We start from the raw sequence: 17471 nt of genomic DNA, 5'->3' as shown, positions 1-17471 counted from the left end.
ACACTGCGCGCCCGCGTGCCCTGTGGTGCGAGGTCGGCGCTGTGAGCGGTGTGCTGGTGCACGAATGGCTCGCTCCGAGAGGCGGCTCCGAGAATGTCTTCGAGGCGCTGAGCCGGGTCTTCCCGGACGCAGCCCGCTATTGCCTGTGGAATGAAAGCGAAGGCCGCTTCGTCGTCGATGGCGAGACATGGCTGGCCCGCACACCGCTGCGCGGACGCAAGGCCGCAGCCGTCGGTCTGATGCCGCTCGCCTGGCGGACTCTTCCGGGCGTCGATGCGGACTGGATCCTCACGAGCTCGCATCTCTTCGCACACCATGCGAGATTCGCGGGCTCCGGGCGCGGCGCCCCGAAGCTCGTCTACGCCCACACCCCGGCGCGCTACATCTGGAACCCCGAGCTCGATGTGCGCGGCGACACGTTCGCCGCGAGGGCCGCCGCGAACATGCTGAAGGGGCTCGATCGCAGGCGTGCTCAGGAACCGGTCGCGATCGCCGCGAACAGCGTGTTCGTGCAGAAGCGCATCGCCCAGGCGTGGCATCGCGAGAGCACGGTGATCCACCCTCCCGTCGATGTGACGGCTTTCCTCCGTGCACCGGAACCGGACGAACGCGATGAGGCCGCCCTTGCGCTCCTGCCTGAGACATTCCTCCTCGGCTTCTCCCGGTTCATTCCCTACAAGCGCCTTGATCTCGTGATCGAGGCCGGCATCGCCGCCGACGTGCCCGTCGTTCTCGCGGGTGCGGGACCGGACGAGGCACGTCTGCGCTCGTTCGCCGAGGAGCGCGCACCCGGTCGGGTCTTCTTCGTGCGGTCGCCGGGAGCGGAGCTCTACCGGGCGCTGCTGCAGCGCTGCATCGCCCTCGTCTTCCCCGCGGTGGAGGACTTCGGCATCGTCCCCGTCGAGGCCATGGCAGCGGGCCGACCGGTGATCGCCCCCGCCGTGGGTGGGACGGGCGAGACGATCGTCGACGGCAGCACCGGCGCGTTCGTCGAGCACTGGTCGACCGACGAGCTGCGCCGTGCGGTCGAGGTGGCCGCCGGCGTCTCACCCGAAGCCTGCCGAACGCAGGCGGAGAAGTTCTCCGAAGCCGTGTTCGCCGATCGCATCAGGGAGTGGGTGGCGGAGTCTGTCGACGGCGCACGCCAGCCGGAGACGAGGAGCGCGTGACCGTTCTCGTCGACGACCGGTATCGCGGCACGCACGGCATCGGCCGCTATGCCGCGGAGGTCCTCCCCCGGCTGTCTCTGCCCTGGGCACCCCTGCATCTCGGTGGCACCCCGTTCTCCGCGGTCGACGCGTTCCGCTCCGTGGGTGCCGCCGCCGCTCCCGGCGCTCTCGTCTACTCGCCCGGCTACGGTGCGCTCCTCCGTGCTCGAAAGCAGCTGCTCACGCTGCACGATCTCATCCAGCTGAGCGCCCCGGGGCTCGACCGCTGGAAGTTCGCGGCCTACTACTCCGGTCCGGTCAGAAGCGTCGTCCGCAGAGCAGGCGCCGTGCTCACCGTCTCCGAGACATCGGCCCGAGCGCTTCGTTCGTGGGTGAACGACGACGATGTCGAGATCGTCAATGCGGGCAACGGGTGCTCTGACGCCTTCCACCCCCGCGCAGGCGCGCTGCAGCAGTCCGATCCCTACGTGCTGTTCGTCGGCAACGGCCGCGCCCACAAGAATCTCGACGTGGTCCTCGACGCCCTGGTCTCGGCGCGCGACGTGCGCCTCGTCGCCGTGGTTCCCGAGCGCGAGATCGCCGACCTCGAGACCAGGGCCACGCAGCGGCTCGTCGACGCCCGAGTGCGCTGGGTGAGCGGAGTCGACGACGAGAGGCTCGCCGATCTCTATCGGGGCGCTGCGGCGACCGTGATGCCCTCGACGCTCGAGGGGTTCGGCCTTCCGGCCCTGGAGTCGGTCCGCTGCGGCACCCCTGTCGTGTACTGGGCAGGGTGCGAATCGGTCGCGGAGATCGTCGGAGACCGCGGTCACGCGGTGTCCTCCCCCGGCGATGCGCAGGAGTGGGCGCACGCGTTGACCGAGGCCGTGGCCGCCCGGCGACGGGTCGCACCACCCGAGGGCTACGACTGGAATCGCACCGCGGGGATCGTCTCTGAGACGATCACCCGACTGCTCGGCTGACTAGGTTCTGCGTCGCTCGACCGACCAGAGGAAGTCCTCGAGCGAATCGGTCTTGCGCTCCCACGATGCGGAGGATGCCGCGTCCATGCCGGCGTGGTTCGGCGACGGGTGTCCCAAGGCGCGTTCCAGCGCGGCATCCGCACCCCGGTCGTCGTCGTACACCTCGATGCCGAGATCGGATGATTCGCGGATGCCGGGCGTCTCGCGCGCCACCACGGCCAGACCCGCCGCGAGGTATTCGTAGAGCTTCATCGGGCTGCGGCCGGCATTGAGCGGACTGTCGGAGAGCGGCAGAAGGCCGACGCGCGCCGTGTGCAGCAACGCCGGAACCTCGGCGTAGGGAACGGGCCCGACGATGTCGACGTTCGACGGCACCGTGTGCGGCGGGCGGGCGTCGGGACCGGCGATGACGAAGCCGACGTCTGGTCGTGCTCGCGCCCAGGCGACGACGCGCTCCCAGTCGAATCGGCCGTCGAGCGCACCGACGTAGACGCACCGCGCCGCACGGGCGCGATCCTCGCCGACCTCCGGTGCGAAACGGACGACCTCAGCGCCGTTGCCCAGCACGAGAGAGGGGGTGCCCAGGGTGCCGAGTCCGCGCAGGACTTCGTCGGAGGTGGCGATCACGCCGTCGACCTCGTCGAGAATGCGTCGCTGCAGGGCGTGTTTCACCCCATCGGGGTAGAGATCGGTGGGCCGATAGATCACACGATGCGAGAGCGATCGCACAGAGGCGTCCCACAGCAGCGGCTGATCGATGAGCACGGCGTCGAATCCCCCGGCGATGCCTTCGTGCTGCAGCATCCGGGCGACGCGGGGAGCTCCGACCGGCGCTGGCAGGATCGTGCGCGGGACGACCTGCAGCACCCCGTCATCGTCTCGCCGAGCGCGACGTGGCACGCCTGCCAGCTGCTGACGATCGACCCGTCCGGTCAACCGATGGATGAGCGAGATCGGGGTGCTCAGATGCACGACGTCCGCTCCACGTTCGGACAGCACACGGGCGTAGTGGTGGCTGCCGACACGGAAAGCGCCGAAAGGATGACTGTGCGAGAGGAACAGGATGCGCGCGGGCGCGGCTCGCACCGCCGAGTCGGTCATGCTCGCACCCGACGCACAGTGTCGCGGATCTCCTGCTGAATGCCGTCGAGCGTCGCCGCCGCGATGCGCACGCGTGCGGAGACCTCCGCCGCGCGTTCGGGCGCAGGGAGAAGCGCCGCGCGCATGCGCGTCTGGTCGCTCGCGGACGAGTCGACCGAAACGCCGTGCAGCCCGATGGCCGCGAACGCCTTCGTGATCTTCATCGTGGGGCCGGGAACCAGTTCGACGGGAACCGCCCCGCTCAGAGCGGCGAGCACGAGCACGTGCATGCGGTCGCTGACGACGACCTGCGCCGCCTCGTAGCGCTGCCGGAGGCTCTCCTCCTGTACGAGGGGATCGGTATCGCCCCAGGCGTCGAACTCGCCGCCGAGCAGCTGCGCGAGCTCACGCGCTCGGCTCTCGTCTTCGCGCACCTGCACGACGGTGCGGATCGAGAGGCCTGCACGCTCGGCGGTCTCACGCACTGCATCCAGCCACTCCGCATCCGGCAGCGGGCGCGCACCCCGCAGACTCACCAGCAATTCGGAGCGCTCACCCCAGGGGAGCCCGGCGCGTGTCCCCGCCGAGAAGCCGATGTCCGGTGCGAGCCTGCCGCACCGCGCGGTCGCCAGCGTCGCTTCGTCACGCCACAGCGTCACCTGCGAGAGGCGAGCCGCCAGGCGATGAATGGCGAGAGCAGGCCACGAGGGCGCACGGATCCCCCTCGGTGGACGGACGACCACCCCGCCCTTGAGTCGGACGATCAGAGTCTCGGCCAGGAAGACGAGCTCCCTGAGACCGTTGCCGCGGTCGAGCGGGATCTCTCCCGCTTCGAACACCAGCACGGGGTGACGCGGAGCCAGAACGAGAAGCCGGAGCCAGCGCGGCACCGACTTCTTGGTCCGCAGCACGAGGGACCCGGCAGGCACACCCAGTTGTCTCAGCCACACATCGGGTGCATCTCCGGTGTAGGCGACCAGCTCGTCACTCGTGCCCACCGCCCATGCGAGCGTCTCGCGGCGGATGAGCGCGTCGCCGAGGTTGCCCGCGGGGCCCGTGAGCGACACGAAGGTTCGAGTGGCGCGGGGCGCTCTGGACGATCGTGGAACCCGGCGGCGCATGAGGTAAATCTAGTCTGTTCGCCGAGGCGAGCCGTTCACGGATGCCGCGCGCTGTGGTGCTGGCGCGCCGCGTGCTCAGGGTGTGGTCGCGCCGGTTCCGGGATCGAAGACGGGCGGCTCGGTGATCGGCGGGGTCGTGGGCTCCGGCGTCGGCTCGGTGGGCGGCGTGCTCGGCTGGGGCTCGACAGGCACTTCAGGAGCCGGCGGGGTGACCGGCTCGGGCTCCGCCGGCTGGGAGGGTCGCGGCTGCGACGGGGAGTCGTCGTAGTCGGGCTCTTCGGTCTCGACCGGCAACACGCGCGTGACCGTGACGGGAGCACTGACCCGCACGCCATCCTCGTTCTCAGCGGTCACCGTGTAGACGACGGTCTCGGTCGCGCAGGAGAACGGCACGGCGCGATCGGTGAGATTCGCCGGCAGGGCTGCGGCGAGCGGCAGCTCGAGCGCGTCGACCTGGGTCTCAGCCGCCGCGATCGCGACACTCTTGGCATCGTCGATCTGCCAGCTCAGCAGCACCTGACCTTCGGCTTCTTCCGAGGCGCACTCGACAGTGGCCGTGTTCGCGGTGAAGCTCTTGATCACGGGGTCCGCCGCGGGGGTGGACGGCTCGGGCGTCGGACGCGCGGACGGCTCGGCGCCGACCGGTGCCGCGACGCTGCTCAAGGTTCCGATGATCGCGCCGGCGGCCACCGCGAGAAGCACGGCGACGCCGGAGAGCACCATCAGCAGGACGCTGCGCTTCCTCGTGCGCCTCTCTGCCCGACGATGCCGGTCGCGCCGGGCGAGCGCGCGCGGCTCCTTCGCTCCGGAAGACAGCGCTTCAGCTGCGGATGTGCCACCCGCCGCGCGAAGGCTCTGCTGCTCGACACCGTCGGCATCGAAGCCCACAGCGATGGGGGCGTTCTTCGTCGAGGGCCTGGGCGCCGAGGCTGCGCCGACGGCGTTGGACCCCGGGTTCTTGGTCCAGGCGACGTACTCGTCGATCACGTCGTCGGTGGGGCCATCGGCGATGAGCTCGCCCTTGTGCACCCACAGCACCCGCTCGCAGGTCTCCTTCAGCGAACTGGTCGAGTGGCTGACGATCATCACCAGACCGGCACTGGCGCGCAACTCGTTGATGCGTTTCTCGCTCTTGGTCCTGAATCGCCGGTCGCCCACGGCAAGCGCCTCGTCGATGAGGAGAATCGAGTGCGCCTTTGCCGACGCGATCGCGAATCGCAACCGCGCCGCCATGCCTGAGGAGTACGTGCGCATGGGGTGATAGATGAAGTCGTTGAGTTCGGCGAAGTCAGCGATCTCGTCGACGTGCTCGGCCGCCTCTTCCGGAGTGAAGCCCATCGCCAGCAGTCCGAGGCGGATGTTGTTCTCGCCCGAGAGCTCAGGCACGAGAGCCGCGTTCACTCCGAGCAGCACGGGGCGCTCTCTGGCGAAGATGCGCCCCTCCGAGGGCGGGATGAGCCCGGTCATCGCCCGGAAGAGCGTCGACTTGCCCGAGCCGTTGTGCCCGACGACGCCGATCGACTCACCCTCCGTGGCGGTGAAGCTCACCCCGCGCAGCGCGGGGACGGTCTGCAGGTCCCGTCCGCCTTTGAGTGAGCGCAGACTGAACAGGGATTCGCGGGTGGTCATCCGCTTGCCCGATGCGTACACGCGGTAGTTGATGTGCACGTCGTCCGCCACGATCATGGCGCGGGGCACCTGATCGGCGATGACGGTCTGCTGGCCGGGGAGAAGGAGATCAGTCACTGAGGCCATACTTCGGTTCGGCTTGCCAGAAGTAGATCACGCCGCCGACGATGACCACGAGGGCCCAGATCGGAGCAGCGATCCACGCGAGCAGCGGAGCGGTGTAGCCCTCGAGCAGGACGTCGCGCGCGATGGCGATGAACTCGTAGATCGGGTTGAGGTGCACGATGGTGAGCAGCGTCGGGTAGTCGGCGAGCGCTCCGTCGACATCGAAGAAGATGCCGCTTGCGTAGAACAGCACACGGGTCACGATCGGGATCAGCTGCTGGACATCTCTCGTGCGCACGGAAACTCGAGCGACGACGAGCGCCACCCCGAGGTTGAACACGCCCATGACCGCGAAGACCGGGACGATGAGCAACCATGACCAGGAGATCGGCTCGCCGAAGATGAGCAGAAGGATGCCGAGCAGCAGAACGACCGGGATCATCCGCATCGCCTGCTCGGCGATCACGGAGATCGGAAGCAGGATGCGCGGGAAGCCGAAGCTCTGCACGAGCTTTGCGTTGCTGGTGATCGCCTTCGAGCCGTTTCCGAAGCAACCGGTGAAGAACTCGAAGACGAAGACGCCGACGATGAGGAACTGCACGAAGTTCTCTGGCCTCGCGGCGCCCGAGAGGATGAAGTGGAAGATCACGCCATATGTGATGGCGAGCGAGAGCGGCTTGAGGACGATCCAGAGCACGCCGAGGCGATTCGGCAGCAGACCCGAGATCAAGCGGCTGCCCGCGAGCCGCACTGAGAAGGCGCGAAGTCGCCACGTCTCTGCCAGATAGTCACGCAATCGGGGGCGTGTGCCCACCTCAGTCAGACCGGCGGTCGCGGGCACAGCCATCGCTCCCATTCGGAATCCTCTACCTCTCTCTACCCCGATGCGCGGTGAGTGTGCACCCGGGCGGCATATCGGATTATGTTACCCCACACGCCGATTCCGCCACCCGGGAGGCGACTCAGTCGCGGCCGTAGATGTCGCGGGTGTAGATCTTGTGGGCGACGTCGTCGAGCGCATCCGTCGAGCGATTGGCGATGATGACATCGGCTCGGGCCTTGAACTCGTCGAGGTCGCGCACGACCTCCGAGTGGAAGAACTCGTCTTCGTCGAGGGACGGCTCGTAGACGACCACCTCGACGCCCTTCGCCTTGATGCGCTTCATGATGCCCTGGATCGACGACGCCCTGAAGTTGTCAGACCCCGACTTCATGACGAGGCGGTAGACGCCGACGGTGCGGGGCTCCCGGGCCAGGATGTCGGTGGCGACGAAATCCTTGCGGGTGCTGTTGGCATCGACGATCGCGGCGATGAGGTTCTGCGGCACCTTGGAGTAGTTCGCGAGCAGCTGCTTGGTGTCCTTCGGCAGGCAGTATCCGCCGTAGCCGAAGGAGGGGTTGTTGTAGTGCGACCCGATGCGCGGGTCGAGTCCCACGCCCTCGATGATCTGCTTGGTGTCGAGCCCGTGCACGACCGCATAGGTGTCGAGTTCGTTGAAGTACGCCACGCGCAGCGCCAGATAGGTGTTGGCGAAGAGCTTGATCGCCTCAGCCTCGGTCGACTCGGTGAGCAGCACCGGCACGTCGGTGGCGATCGCGCCCTCGAGCAGAAGTTCGGCGAAACGCTCTCCGACGGGGCCTCGGTCTCCGACGACGATCCGCGAGGGATAGAGGTTGTCGTGCAGCGCCCGCCCCTCTCGCAGGAACTCCGGAGAGAAGACGATCTTCGACTCCGGATGTGCCGCCTTCATCCGCGCGGTGAACCCCACCGGCACGGTCGACTTGATCACGATCGCGGCATCGGGAGCCACCGCGAGCACGGTGTCGATGACGTTCTCGACCGAGGACGTGTCGAAATAGTTGGTGACCTCGTCGTAGTTCGTCGGCGTCGCGACGACGACGAACTCGGCACCCCGATAGGCCGCGTCAGCATCGACCGTCGCCGTGAGGTCGAGTTCGTGCGTGGCGAGGTAGTCCTCGAGCTCGACGTCGGCGATCGGCGAGACCCGACGACTGAGCATCTCCACCTTCGCAGGGTCGATGTCGACGGCGAACACCTCGTGGTGCTGGGCGAGGATGACGGCGTTGGACAGGCCGACGTATCCGGTCCCTGCGATGGCGATCTTCATGCCCTCAGGCTATCCCGGCCCGCGGATAGACTCGTCCGCGATGACACTGCGCCCTCTGCTCACCATCGTCATGCCGGTCTCGGGTGACGATGCGACCGTCGCGACTGCTCTCGAGAGCGCCCTCGCGCAGACCCTCGTCGACATCGAGATCATCTGCGTCGACGATGCGTCGACCGACGGCACCGCCGCCGTGCTCGAGCGGTTCCGGCAGCGCGACCCCCGCGTGCGCGTCGTGCGCCATGAGCACAACCTCTCGGCGTTCCAGGCACGCCGCACCGGGGTCCTCGCGGCGAGCGCCGAACGCGTGATGTTCCTCGACGGTGACGACGAGCTGACGCCGGATGCCGCAGCGACCGCGGTCGCGCAGGCCGAGGCGACGGATTCCGACATCGTCGGGTTCGGCGTCACGGTCGTCGAACGAGACGGCCGCACCGGTAGTCCCTACGAGGTGCGACTGCAGCCGCCGCAGCATCCGCTGGTCGGCAAAGACGTTCTGAGCGGGCTCTTCCCGGTCAGCAAGCCGGCACAGGGCCAACTCTGGCGATTCCTGTTCCGCACGAGCGTGCTGCGCGAGGCATACTCCCTGGTGGCCGACGACCTCTCGCTGCCCCGAGTCAACGACCTCCCGCTGCTCTTCCTCGCGGCGGCGATCGCGACCAGCTACACCGCCGTTCCCGACAAGCTCTACCGCTACCATTTCGGGCGCGGCGGCAGCGGCCATCGCGTCGACACCGTCGGACGCGCGCAGTTCTACTCGGGGGCGATCACCTCGGTCGATGCGATCGGGCCGGCTGTCGAGGCACTCGCCGCGTCACATGCCGACCCGGCCCTCGTCCGCGACACCTACGAGTCCGTGCGCCTGTCGATCATCGGGTACGTGTGCTTTCAGCTCGTCGAGCACAGCGACGACGCCGTGCTCGACAGCGCTCTCGCGCATCTGCACACCGTCGCGAGCGGAAAGGACATCGTGCATGCGGCCGCGCGGTTCTATCCGGGGACGCTGAAAGCCCTGAAGTTCCACACGACGTGGCAGGGCCTGCCCGAGGGTTCTGCGCGCAGCATCCTGCTCGTCACATCGACGCTGCGCACCGGGGGCGTCTCGGCCGTGCTCACCTCGCAGGCGCGATATCTGCACGAAGCGGGTTATCGCGTGACCGTCGTGGCGCGCAACGGCGGGAGCGACGCGAGCGTGCTGCCGGTCGGCATCCCGTTCATCGAACTGGCCTCACGTCAGCTCCCCGCTCAGCTCACGCAGTGGGCTGAGATCTGCCGAGCGCAGGAGGTCGATGTGATCATCGACCACCAGGTGCTCTACATGGACACCTGGCCGGAGTTCGCCCTCGTGGCGCGAGCCGAGGGCGCGGCGACGATCGGCTGGCTGCACAACTTCGTCGCGCGCCCCGTATACGACGGCAACGATCGACTGACACTCATCGAGCGGTGCAGCCCCACTCTCGCCCAGCTCGTCACGCTGTCGCCACTCGATGTCGCCTACTTCCGGCTGCGCGGCATCGACCACGTCGCGTACCTGCCGAATCCCCCGTCGCCGCTGATGCTCGAGTCGGCGGCTCACTCGGGTGCGAAGCCCGCGCCGTCGGGTCGGCTCGAGCTGGTGTGGTGGGGACGACTCGAGCAGCGCACCAAGCAGGTGCGGGAGCTCGTCGAGGTGAGCGTGCAGCTGCGCGCTCTCGGTGTGCCGTTCAACCTCACGATCATCGGCCCCGACTGGGACGACGTCACCGCGAAGAAGCTCAACGCGCTCGCACGGCGTCGGGGCGTCGGCGACGCCGTCACCGCCGTCGGGCCGCGGCGAGGAGCTGCCCTTGTCGCCGCGATCGATGCTGCGGATGCGTTCATCTCGACGAGCATCATCGAGGGGTACCAGCTCACGATCGCCGAGGCACAGGCTCGGGGGTTGCCGGTCTTCATGTACGAGCTGCCGTGGCTCACCCTCGTGCAGGAGAATCAGGGCCTCGTCGCCGTACCTCAGGGCGACGCACGAGGGCTCGCCTCCCGGCTCGCCGAGACGCTCGCGGATCCCGAACGCTATGCGCAGCTGTCGCTGGCGTCGTTGGATGCTGCGTCACGGGCGCGCGACCACGACTTCGCTCAGCTCTATCGCGACGTGGTCACCGGCGCGCTCCCGCCGAGGTTCTCGCCGCTCCCGACTCTCGACGATGCCCGGCAGCTGCTCGGCCTGCTGGTGTTCTTCGCCCAGCGTGCGAACGGGCGCCCCGTCACGTCGACCGACTCTGCGGCCTGGCGCAAGCGACTGTGGCAGTCCGCAGCCCCGCTGGGACGCGCGACGCTGCGGCGCGTTCCCGGCTTGCAGCCCCTCGCGCACCGCGCGAAGGGATGGCTCGGCGCACGCTGAGCCATCCAGTCCGGCGTTAGGCCACGGCATCCATCGCCGCGTGGATGCGCGCTGTCAGGTCTGCGATCTCGGCACGGGCAGCAGTCACAGCCGGCGCGAGCCTCGGAAGGTGAGTCTCGAATCGAAGGGCGAAGTCACCGAACTGGTCGTACCGACCCACGAGGTCCCCGAGCCCCACCGCCGCCAGCAACCGCGAGATCTTGTTCGGGTCGCTTCCCGAACCGATCGGATAAGCGCCCTCGGTCGCGCCGATGATGAGGCCGTGTGCCCGGTCGCTGACGACGGCGAGCGACTGCCGATACACGCCGCGCACGTATTCGTCGAGCACGTCGTGCCGCATGCTCGAGGGCATCACGTACTCGCCGCCGAGAGCGCTCGCGAGGTGCACCGCTCGCGGCGCGTCACGCGCCACCTGCGCCACGGTGACGATCCGGGTCTGCGTCGCAGCCGCGAACGCGCGCACGTCCGCGAGCCACTCCTCCCCCGGCCAGGCGCGGTCGAAGCGCATCGTCACGGCGATGAGCGGCCGCTCGGTTGCCGGCGCCCAGTCGTCGACAGACGCACCCTCTGAGTACGCCCAGTCCGGCGCGAAATCGCCGAAACCGGCACCATCGCGAGACCCCCGGTCGCGCCACGACATCACCGAGGCCTCACGCATGACCGGATCGAAGGCGACACCCTGCAGCCTGTCGACGTTCTTGATGCCGATGCCCGCGAAGATCAGCGCCCCTCCTGCGTCGAGAGCGCGCGCACACTCGGCAGCACGCGCCAGGACAGGAAAGTGACCCGTGCGCGGGTTGATCTCACCGGCGTTGAACGCAAGCACCGGACGAGCCGTCGCGGCTTCGGCAGCTGACCAATCCGCTCGAGAGTTGTAGACGGTGAGGTCGGTCGCAGGCGCGAACCCCGCCATGAAGTCGCTCGTCGCTTCCCCGAGATGGAGATGCACATGCCGTCCCTGGCCTCGCAGAGCGGCGAGATATGCCAGCCGCAACGCAGAGTCACCGAGGTTGTCGTCCTGCCCGCTGAGGTGGGCGAAGACATGCTGAGTCGGTTTCACAATCACTGCACCCCACTATATGGTGGCTCTGTGTTCTCCGTGCCCGTTCCCAGGACGGGGGCAGCGACTGAACAGGGCGCGACAGAGGCTTCCGTTCCGACGGTGCTCGTCACCTCCCGTCCCCCTCGTCATCGGGTCGACTATGTCGACCAGCTCATCGGCGACGACTCCGAGGGGCGAGCGCCGAAGGATGCGGTGTTGGAGTTCCGCACCGATCCCTTCCGCGCACACGGGGTGGATGTGATCCATCTGACCGATATCGCCACGGTCCTCGGAGACCATGGTGCCCGTGCGCGCACGAGGCGCGCGAAACGCTTCGTCAGGTTCCTGCGGCGACGACGCATCGCACTCGTGCGAACACTCCGCGGAGAGGAGGCGAATCGCGGCATCTCTCGAGCCGAGGCAATCGTGGACGGCGCCGCCACGACGGTGCTGGCCCTGTACCCCATGACCGCGGCGGATGGACGACCGGCGCAGGTCGTAGCCCACAGTCACCTGCGCGACCGGTTCCTCGGCTTTCCTCGGCAGGAGTCCGTGCCAGGGYGCCTGCTGATCACGGCGGTCACGACCCTGCATCCATCGTGCCGAACCGCGCTCGCCGTGTTCGGCATCGCAGACCTCCCCAACTGGACGCTGCGCGTCGCAGGCAAGGTGCCGGTCGGGCACGAGGAAGCGTACATGCGCACCGTCGCTGATCACCCCGAATCGATCTCCTTGAGGGACGAGCTCATCTCCGATGCCATCTGCGTCTCCGAGGTGAGTCAGGCCGAGATCGTGATCATCGGCGAAGCCGAAGCCTACGGGTCGCAGAGCATCCTCATGCTCGCCCTGTCCCTGGACCGACCGATACTCGTCGAAGACACGGAGCAGACACGGTCGCTTGCCGAGGAGGTAGGCGCCTCCTGGGTGCGACGTCACACCGGTCCGCTGACCGCCGATGTTCTCGAGAGAACACTCGCCGCGTTCCGAGCGGATCCTCCCACCGGTCGACCGAACCTCGATTCGCGTGCCCCCAACCTGATCAGCGCGCAGTACAGCGCCGTCTATCGCGGCGCCGCAGCGGCGCGCTGACCCGCACCCACTCCCATGACGACGCCCACCACTCCCCTCGTCTCGTTCATCATCGCTGTGGACGCGGCCGCAGACGCCGTCGACCGCAGCATTCGGTCCTGTCTCGCGCAGTCGCTCGCCCAGATCGAGGTCGTGTGCGTCCTCGCCGACGGGTCCGACTCCGTCGCGACGGACCTCTCGTCCGATGAACGCGTCGTCACCATCATCGAGCCTTCTGATTCAGCTCACACGCAGCTCCGTCGGGCGGGCGTCAGAGCTGCGAAGGCGCCGTACGTGCTGCTGCTCGAACCGGGAGACGCAGTGCAGCGTGGCACGGCGCTGCGCCTGCATCGACGCGCCGAGGAGACAGATGCTGAGCTCGTCGGATTCGCCCTCGATGCGACAGAGGCTCGCCGCCACCGCGGGAAGCACTCTGCCGACGCCGGCCACCTTCACGGAGCCGACATCGTCCGCGCCCTCGTTCCGCGAGACACTGCGGCCGAGCTGGATATCTCGCGTCACCTGTTCCAGACTCGCCTGCTCAGACAGGTATACGCCGCAACTGCCCCTGACCACCTCGTCGATGAGCGCGCCACCGTGCTTCTCGCCTATGCATCGGCCGCCTCGTACGCGGCCGTCAGCACGGTGGAACATGTCGACCGCGCGTCCCACAGCACTGTCGAGGCTGCGCCGGAGCGCCGCTTCGAGCGAGCACTGCATGGCATCACCTCGTTCCAAGCCGTCGAGGCGATCATCCGAGAGCGGGCACGTCACAGCTCCGACCCCGAACCGCTGCTCGACGGCTACTCCACGGCCTATCTCACCGTCATCGGGGAAGCGCTCGACGCCTTGGCCGCGCTACCAGAGGAGATGCGCGCTCGCGGGTATGAGGAGTTGCATGCCTGCGTCGCCGACCTCGACCTCATCTCGTCCGCCGTGACGTTCGCTCCCGACGCGATCCCGGCGCTCACCGCTCACGGGGAACGCCTCGAACTAGGTCGCACTCCGGTGCGCAGCGTGCTGTTGACGACCAACGTCCTGACCACGGGCGGGGTCTCCGGCGTGCTGCTCACCCAGGCGCGGTTCCTGATCGGAGCGGGGTATCGGGTGACGATCGTCACGCACCGCGCCGGCAGCGCCGAGTCGCTCGTTCCCGAGGGGGCGACGCTCGTGCAGCTGAGCGGCACCAGCCGACGTCAGCGCGTGACGCAGTGGGCGCAGCTCTGCCGCCGCTTCGACGTCGACGTGGTCGTCGATCACCGAATCCTGTACTCGCGCGACTGGCCGTCTTTCGCGCTGGCCGCCCGCACAGCGGGGGCGGCGACCATCGGCTGGGTGCACAACTTCGCCGGGCGTCCCACTTACAACGGAAACGACCTGCAGTCTCTGTTGCAGACCCACCTTCAGGCGCTCGCGCATCTGGTGGTGCTCTCTCCACTGGATGTGGCGTTCTGGAAGCTACGGGGCATCCGCTATGTGAGCTACCTTCCGAACCCGCCGTCGCCCTTCCTCCTCGCCGCAGAGGGAGCACGCGGCGAGAAGCCGGCGCCGATCGGCCGGCGTCTGGAGCTCGTCTGGTGGGGTCGACTCGAAGAGCACACCAAGAAGGTCACGCAGCTCGTGGAGGTCGCGTCGGCACTGCAGCGGCTCGGGGTCGATTTCCGCCTGCGGATCGTCGGACCCGATTGGGCGGACATGAGTGCGGATCGCCTGCGGGCTCTCGCGGCGGCCCGAGGAGTGGCCGAGCGTGTCGAGGCCACTGGGCCGCAGCACGGCGCGGACCTGCTCGAAGTGATCGACTCGTCCGATGTCTTCGTCAACACGAGCATCATCGAGGGCTACCCTCTGACGCTGCCCGAGGCGCAGTCGCGCGGCCTTCCGGTCGCGATGTACGACCTGCCGTGGCTCTCCCTCATTCAGGGCAACGCGGGAGTCATCACCACCCCCCAACAAGATCCCGAAGCTCTCGCCGGGGCGATCGCCGACCTCGCCGCCGATCCGGCGCGATACGAGTCGATGTCCCGCGCCTCGGTGGCAGCGGCTGCCGACGCGACCTCGCACGATTTCGCTCAGCTCTACCAGCAGCTGCTTCGCGGGGAGCTCCCGACCGACCACTCCCCCGAGCCGACGCTGGAGGACGGACGCAAGGTGCTCGAGCTCCTCGTCTTCTTCGCCGAACGAAGCACCCCACCCCCTCGTCCCGTACCGGATCGGTCACCGACGATCACCCCCGCGCTCCGCACTCACTCGCGAACTCTGGCTCTCGGCAGTCGCATCGAACGTCGGCTGGCCCCGCTGGGCCGACGCGTCATCGATGCAGCCCCGTGGGTGCGACCGGCAGCGACGAAGGTCAAACGCATGCTTCTGCGCCGATAGCGAGAGACCACATGAACGCGACTCCCCTCGTATCCATCGTCGTCCCTGTCTTCAACGACGCGGACGTGATCAGCAGCGCACTCGACAGTTGCGTTCGGCAGACTCTCACAGCCATCGAGATCATCGTCGTCGACGACGCGTCGACGGACGACACCGCCGCGATCGTCGAACGCCACATCGCGAGCGACCCTCGTATTCGACTGATCCGTCAGGAGCAGAACGCGTCGGCGTATCAAGCACGTCGCGCCGGGATCCTCGCGGCGAAGGCCGAACACCTGCTCTTCCTCGACGGCGACGATGAGCTCGCCGAGGCCGCCGCCGAGGCGGCGCTCGCGAAGGCGACAGCGACCGGCGCCGATCTCGTGCAGTTCGGGGTGGATGTGGTGCATCTCGACGGGCGCACCGGCGGGCTCTTCGAGTCGCGTCTGCAGCCGAAGCACCCGACGCTCTCCGGAAGCGACGTGCTGCGTGAACTCTTCCCGCTCGACCGCCCCGCCCAGGGGCAGCTGTGGCGTTACCTGTTCCGCACGCGCATCCTCGCCGATGCATACGCCCTCACGCCTGCAGATCTCGTGCTGCCGAGGGTCAACGACCTGCCGATCATGTTCCTCGCAGCATCGCTGGCCAGACGCCTCGAGTCGATCCCCGACCGTCTCTACCGCTATCACTTCGGGCGCGGCGGGAGCGGTCGGAAAGTGCGCGATCTCGCCACCGCTTCGTTCTACGCGGGCGCCATCCGATCAATCGATTCGATCGAGCCCGCGGTTCGACGGATCGCCCGCACGAGCGACGACTCCGATCTCGTGCTCTCGAGCTACGCATCCGTCCGGCGCGCCATAATCGGCTACACCACGCGCTATCTTGCGGAGCACACGCGAGTGGATCTGCAGGGCGCGGTGTTCGCCGACCTCTTTACGCGTGCGTCTGCCGGTGACATCGTGCAGTCCACCGCACTGCACTGGCCCGAGGCGATAGACACACTCGCCGCGCACGGTGACGCGATCCCCCTTGCACCTCGGACGGTGCACAGCATCGTTCTCGCCACCAATCACCTCCGCACCGGCGGGATCTCGGGCGTCGTGATCTCTCAGGCACGTGTGCTGCAGGAGGCCGGGTTGCGGGTGACGATCGTCGCGCGTGAGGCGGGGAGCGATCTCTCGAGCCTTCCGGCCGGGGTGGGGTTCGCTGAGGTGTCGGCGGACACCCTCGCCAGCGCGATCGCCCAGTGGGCCGAGGTGTGCGCGCACCATGAGGTGGATCTCGTGATCGATCATCAGTGGCAGTACTCGACGTCATGGCAGGCCTTCGCCCTCGCGGCGCGCGCAGAGGGAGTCGCCACCATCGGCTGGTCGCACAACTTCGCCGGCCGATCGCTGTTGCTCGGTCTCGCACGACTCGAATCCGCCCCCCGCTATTTCGCTCTGCTCTCGCATCTCGTCGTGCTCTCCCCCCTCGACGTCGTCTTCTGGAAACTGCGAGGGATGCCGCGCGTGTCGTATCTGCCCAATCCGCCGTCCCCGAACCTGCTCACCGCTGGGATCGTGGCCGCCCCGAGGCGCGCGCCTGCTGGCCGCCGGATCGAACTCGTCTGGTGGGGGCGCCTGCAGGAGCGAACCAAACGTGTGAGCGAGCTGATCGACGTGGCTGAGCACCTCGACCGGATGGGCGTCGATTTCAGGCTGCGGATCATCGGCCCTGACTGGCGCGACATGACGGCCGGCCGGCTGAACGGACTGGTCAAGGAACGGGGACTGGGCGAGAGAGTCCAGGCCGTAGGACCCCTACATGGCGCAGCGCTCCTCTCGGCGATCGACTCCTCCGATCTCTTCGTGAACACCAGCATCATCGAGGGCTACCCGCTCACCATTCCCGAAGCGCAGTCGCGCGGTCTCCCCGTCGCGATGTACGATCTGCCGTGGTTGGCCGTGACCCACGGAAACGACGGCGTCTCGGCGACGAGGTGGGGGGATGCTGAGGCGCTCGCCCGGCGGGTCGCCGAGATCGCTGCCGATCCATCCCGCTACGCACGCATGTCACGCGCGTCGCTGGTCGCGGCTGGTCGCGAGCTGTCCCACGACTTCCCCTCGTGGTACCGCGAGCTGGTCTCCGGCACGCTACCGTCCGCGCTGTCGCCTGAACCGACTCTCGCCGACGTCCGGCAGATCGTCGACCTGTCCATCATGTTCGCCGAGCAGCATGCGGCAACGCGCGCGCCTTCTCGGAGCACGAGGCAGCGCGACGGAGGCGAAGGCGTCGGAACGAGCAAGCGGGGTGCGTTCGCACGACACATCTCGCGAAAGATGACCCCCGCGGCGCGGGCTGTGCTCGCGCGCGCACCATGGCTGAGGCCTGCCGCTGAGCGCGTGAGGCGTGCGATCGCCTCGACATGAGTGCGGACGACATCGAATAGCATCAG

The 17471-nt window shown here is 68.0% G+C and carries 12 protein-coding genes; 6 read left to right on the top strand and 6 right to left on the bottom strand.

Features of this window, described 5'->3' with window-relative positions:
* Positions 1-41: 41 nt before the first annotated feature.
* Together AC04ME_RS08385 and AC04ME_RS08380 are read left to right on the top strand one after the other, a co-directional pair.
* The gene (locus tag AC04ME_RS08385; RefSeq protein ID WP_042538740.1) at positions 42-1169 is read left to right on the top strand and encodes a glycosyltransferase; all 1128 of its coding nucleotides are present in this window, start codon (positions 42-44) and stop codon (positions 1167-1169) included.
* On the top strand, positions 1166-2131 hold the full coding sequence (locus tag AC04ME_RS08380) for a glycosyltransferase family 4 protein (RefSeq protein WP_042538738.1): 966 nt from the start codon (positions 1166-1168) through the stop codon (positions 2129-2131). Before AC04ME_RS08385 ends, AC04ME_RS08380 begins: the two co-directional genes overlap by 4 nt.
* On the opposite strand, the gene AC04ME_RS08375 is transcribed toward AC04ME_RS08380, so the two are convergent.
* The 5 genes from AC04ME_RS08375 to AC04ME_RS08355 all read right to left on the bottom strand — a co-directional run bounded on the left by AC04ME_RS08375 (position 2132) and on the right by AC04ME_RS08355 (position 8195).
* Positions 2132-3232 (bottom strand): glycosyltransferase, encoded by a 1101-nt coding sequence (locus AC04ME_RS08375; RefSeq protein WP_475434534.1) that lies wholly within the window; start codon positions 3230-3232, stop codon positions 2132-2134. It abuts the gene before it with no gap.
* Complete coding sequence (locus tag AC04ME_RS08370; protein ID WP_042538734.1) at positions 3229-4278, bottom strand: polysaccharide pyruvyl transferase family protein; 1050 nt, start codon at positions 4276-4278, stop codon at positions 3229-3231. The genes AC04ME_RS08375 and AC04ME_RS08370 overlap by 4 nt, the downstream gene beginning before the upstream one ends.
* Before the next feature lie 129 nt (positions 4279-4407).
* Complete coding sequence (locus AC04ME_RS08365) at positions 4408-6078, bottom strand: ABC transporter ATP-binding protein (RefSeq protein WP_231567484.1); 1671 nt, start codon at positions 6076-6078, stop codon at positions 4408-4410.
* Positions 6071-6922, bottom strand: coding sequence for an ABC transporter permease (locus AC04ME_RS08360; RefSeq protein WP_475434531.1), 852 nt, complete (start codon positions 6920-6922; stop codon positions 6071-6073). The genes AC04ME_RS08365 and AC04ME_RS08360 overlap by 8 nt, the downstream gene beginning before the upstream one ends.
* Positions 6923-7028: 106 nt before the next feature.
* A complete protein-coding gene (locus tag AC04ME_RS08355; protein WP_042538732.1) occupies positions 7029-8195 on the bottom strand; it encodes a nucleotide sugar dehydrogenase in 1167 nt (388 codons plus the stop codon).
* A 40-nt stretch (positions 8196-8235) separates the two neighbouring features.
* Between AC04ME_RS08355 and AC04ME_RS08350 the strand changes: the two genes are divergently transcribed.
* Positions 8236-10569: a glycosyltransferase gene (locus tag AC04ME_RS08350; protein WP_475434529.1), complete on the top strand. Its 2334-nt coding sequence runs from the start codon at positions 8236-8238 to the stop codon at positions 10567-10569.
* Between the two features lie 16 nt (positions 10570-10585).
* On the opposite strand, the gene AC04ME_RS08345 is transcribed toward AC04ME_RS08350, so the two are convergent.
* Positions 10586-11635 carry a hypothetical protein gene (locus tag AC04ME_RS08345; protein ID WP_079113402.1) on the bottom strand — a complete coding sequence of 350 codons (1050 nt, stop codon included), beginning with the start codon at positions 11633-11635 and terminating at the stop codon, positions 10586-10588.
* A gap of 96 nt (positions 11636-11731) precedes the next feature.
* Between AC04ME_RS08345 and AC04ME_RS08340 the strand changes: the two genes are divergently transcribed.
* The 3 genes from AC04ME_RS08340 to AC04ME_RS08330 are packed head-to-tail and all read left to right on the top strand — an operon-like array spanning position 11732 to position 17445.
* The gene (locus tag AC04ME_RS08340) at positions 11732-12700 is read left to right on the top strand and encodes a hypothetical protein (protein WP_475434526.1); all 969 of its coding nucleotides are present in this window, start codon (positions 11732-11734) and stop codon (positions 12698-12700) included.
* Positions 12701-12715: 15 nt separating this feature from the next.
* Complete coding sequence (locus tag AC04ME_RS08335) at positions 12716-15055, top strand: glycosyltransferase (RefSeq protein WP_475434524.1); 2340 nt, start codon at positions 12716-12718, stop codon at positions 15053-15055.
* An 11-nt stretch (positions 15056-15066) separates the two neighbouring features.
* Complete coding sequence (locus tag AC04ME_RS08330; RefSeq protein ID WP_475434522.1) at positions 15067-17445, top strand: glycosyltransferase; 2379 nt, start codon at positions 15067-15069, stop codon at positions 17443-17445.
* Positions 17446-17471: the final 26 nt, after the last annotated feature.

The sequence above is a fragment of the Microbacterium sp. LjRoot205 genome, from assembly GCF_056175745.1.
The sequence above is the reverse complement of the archived record's forward strand: the minus strand, read 5'-3'. Positions and strand labels throughout refer to the sequence as shown.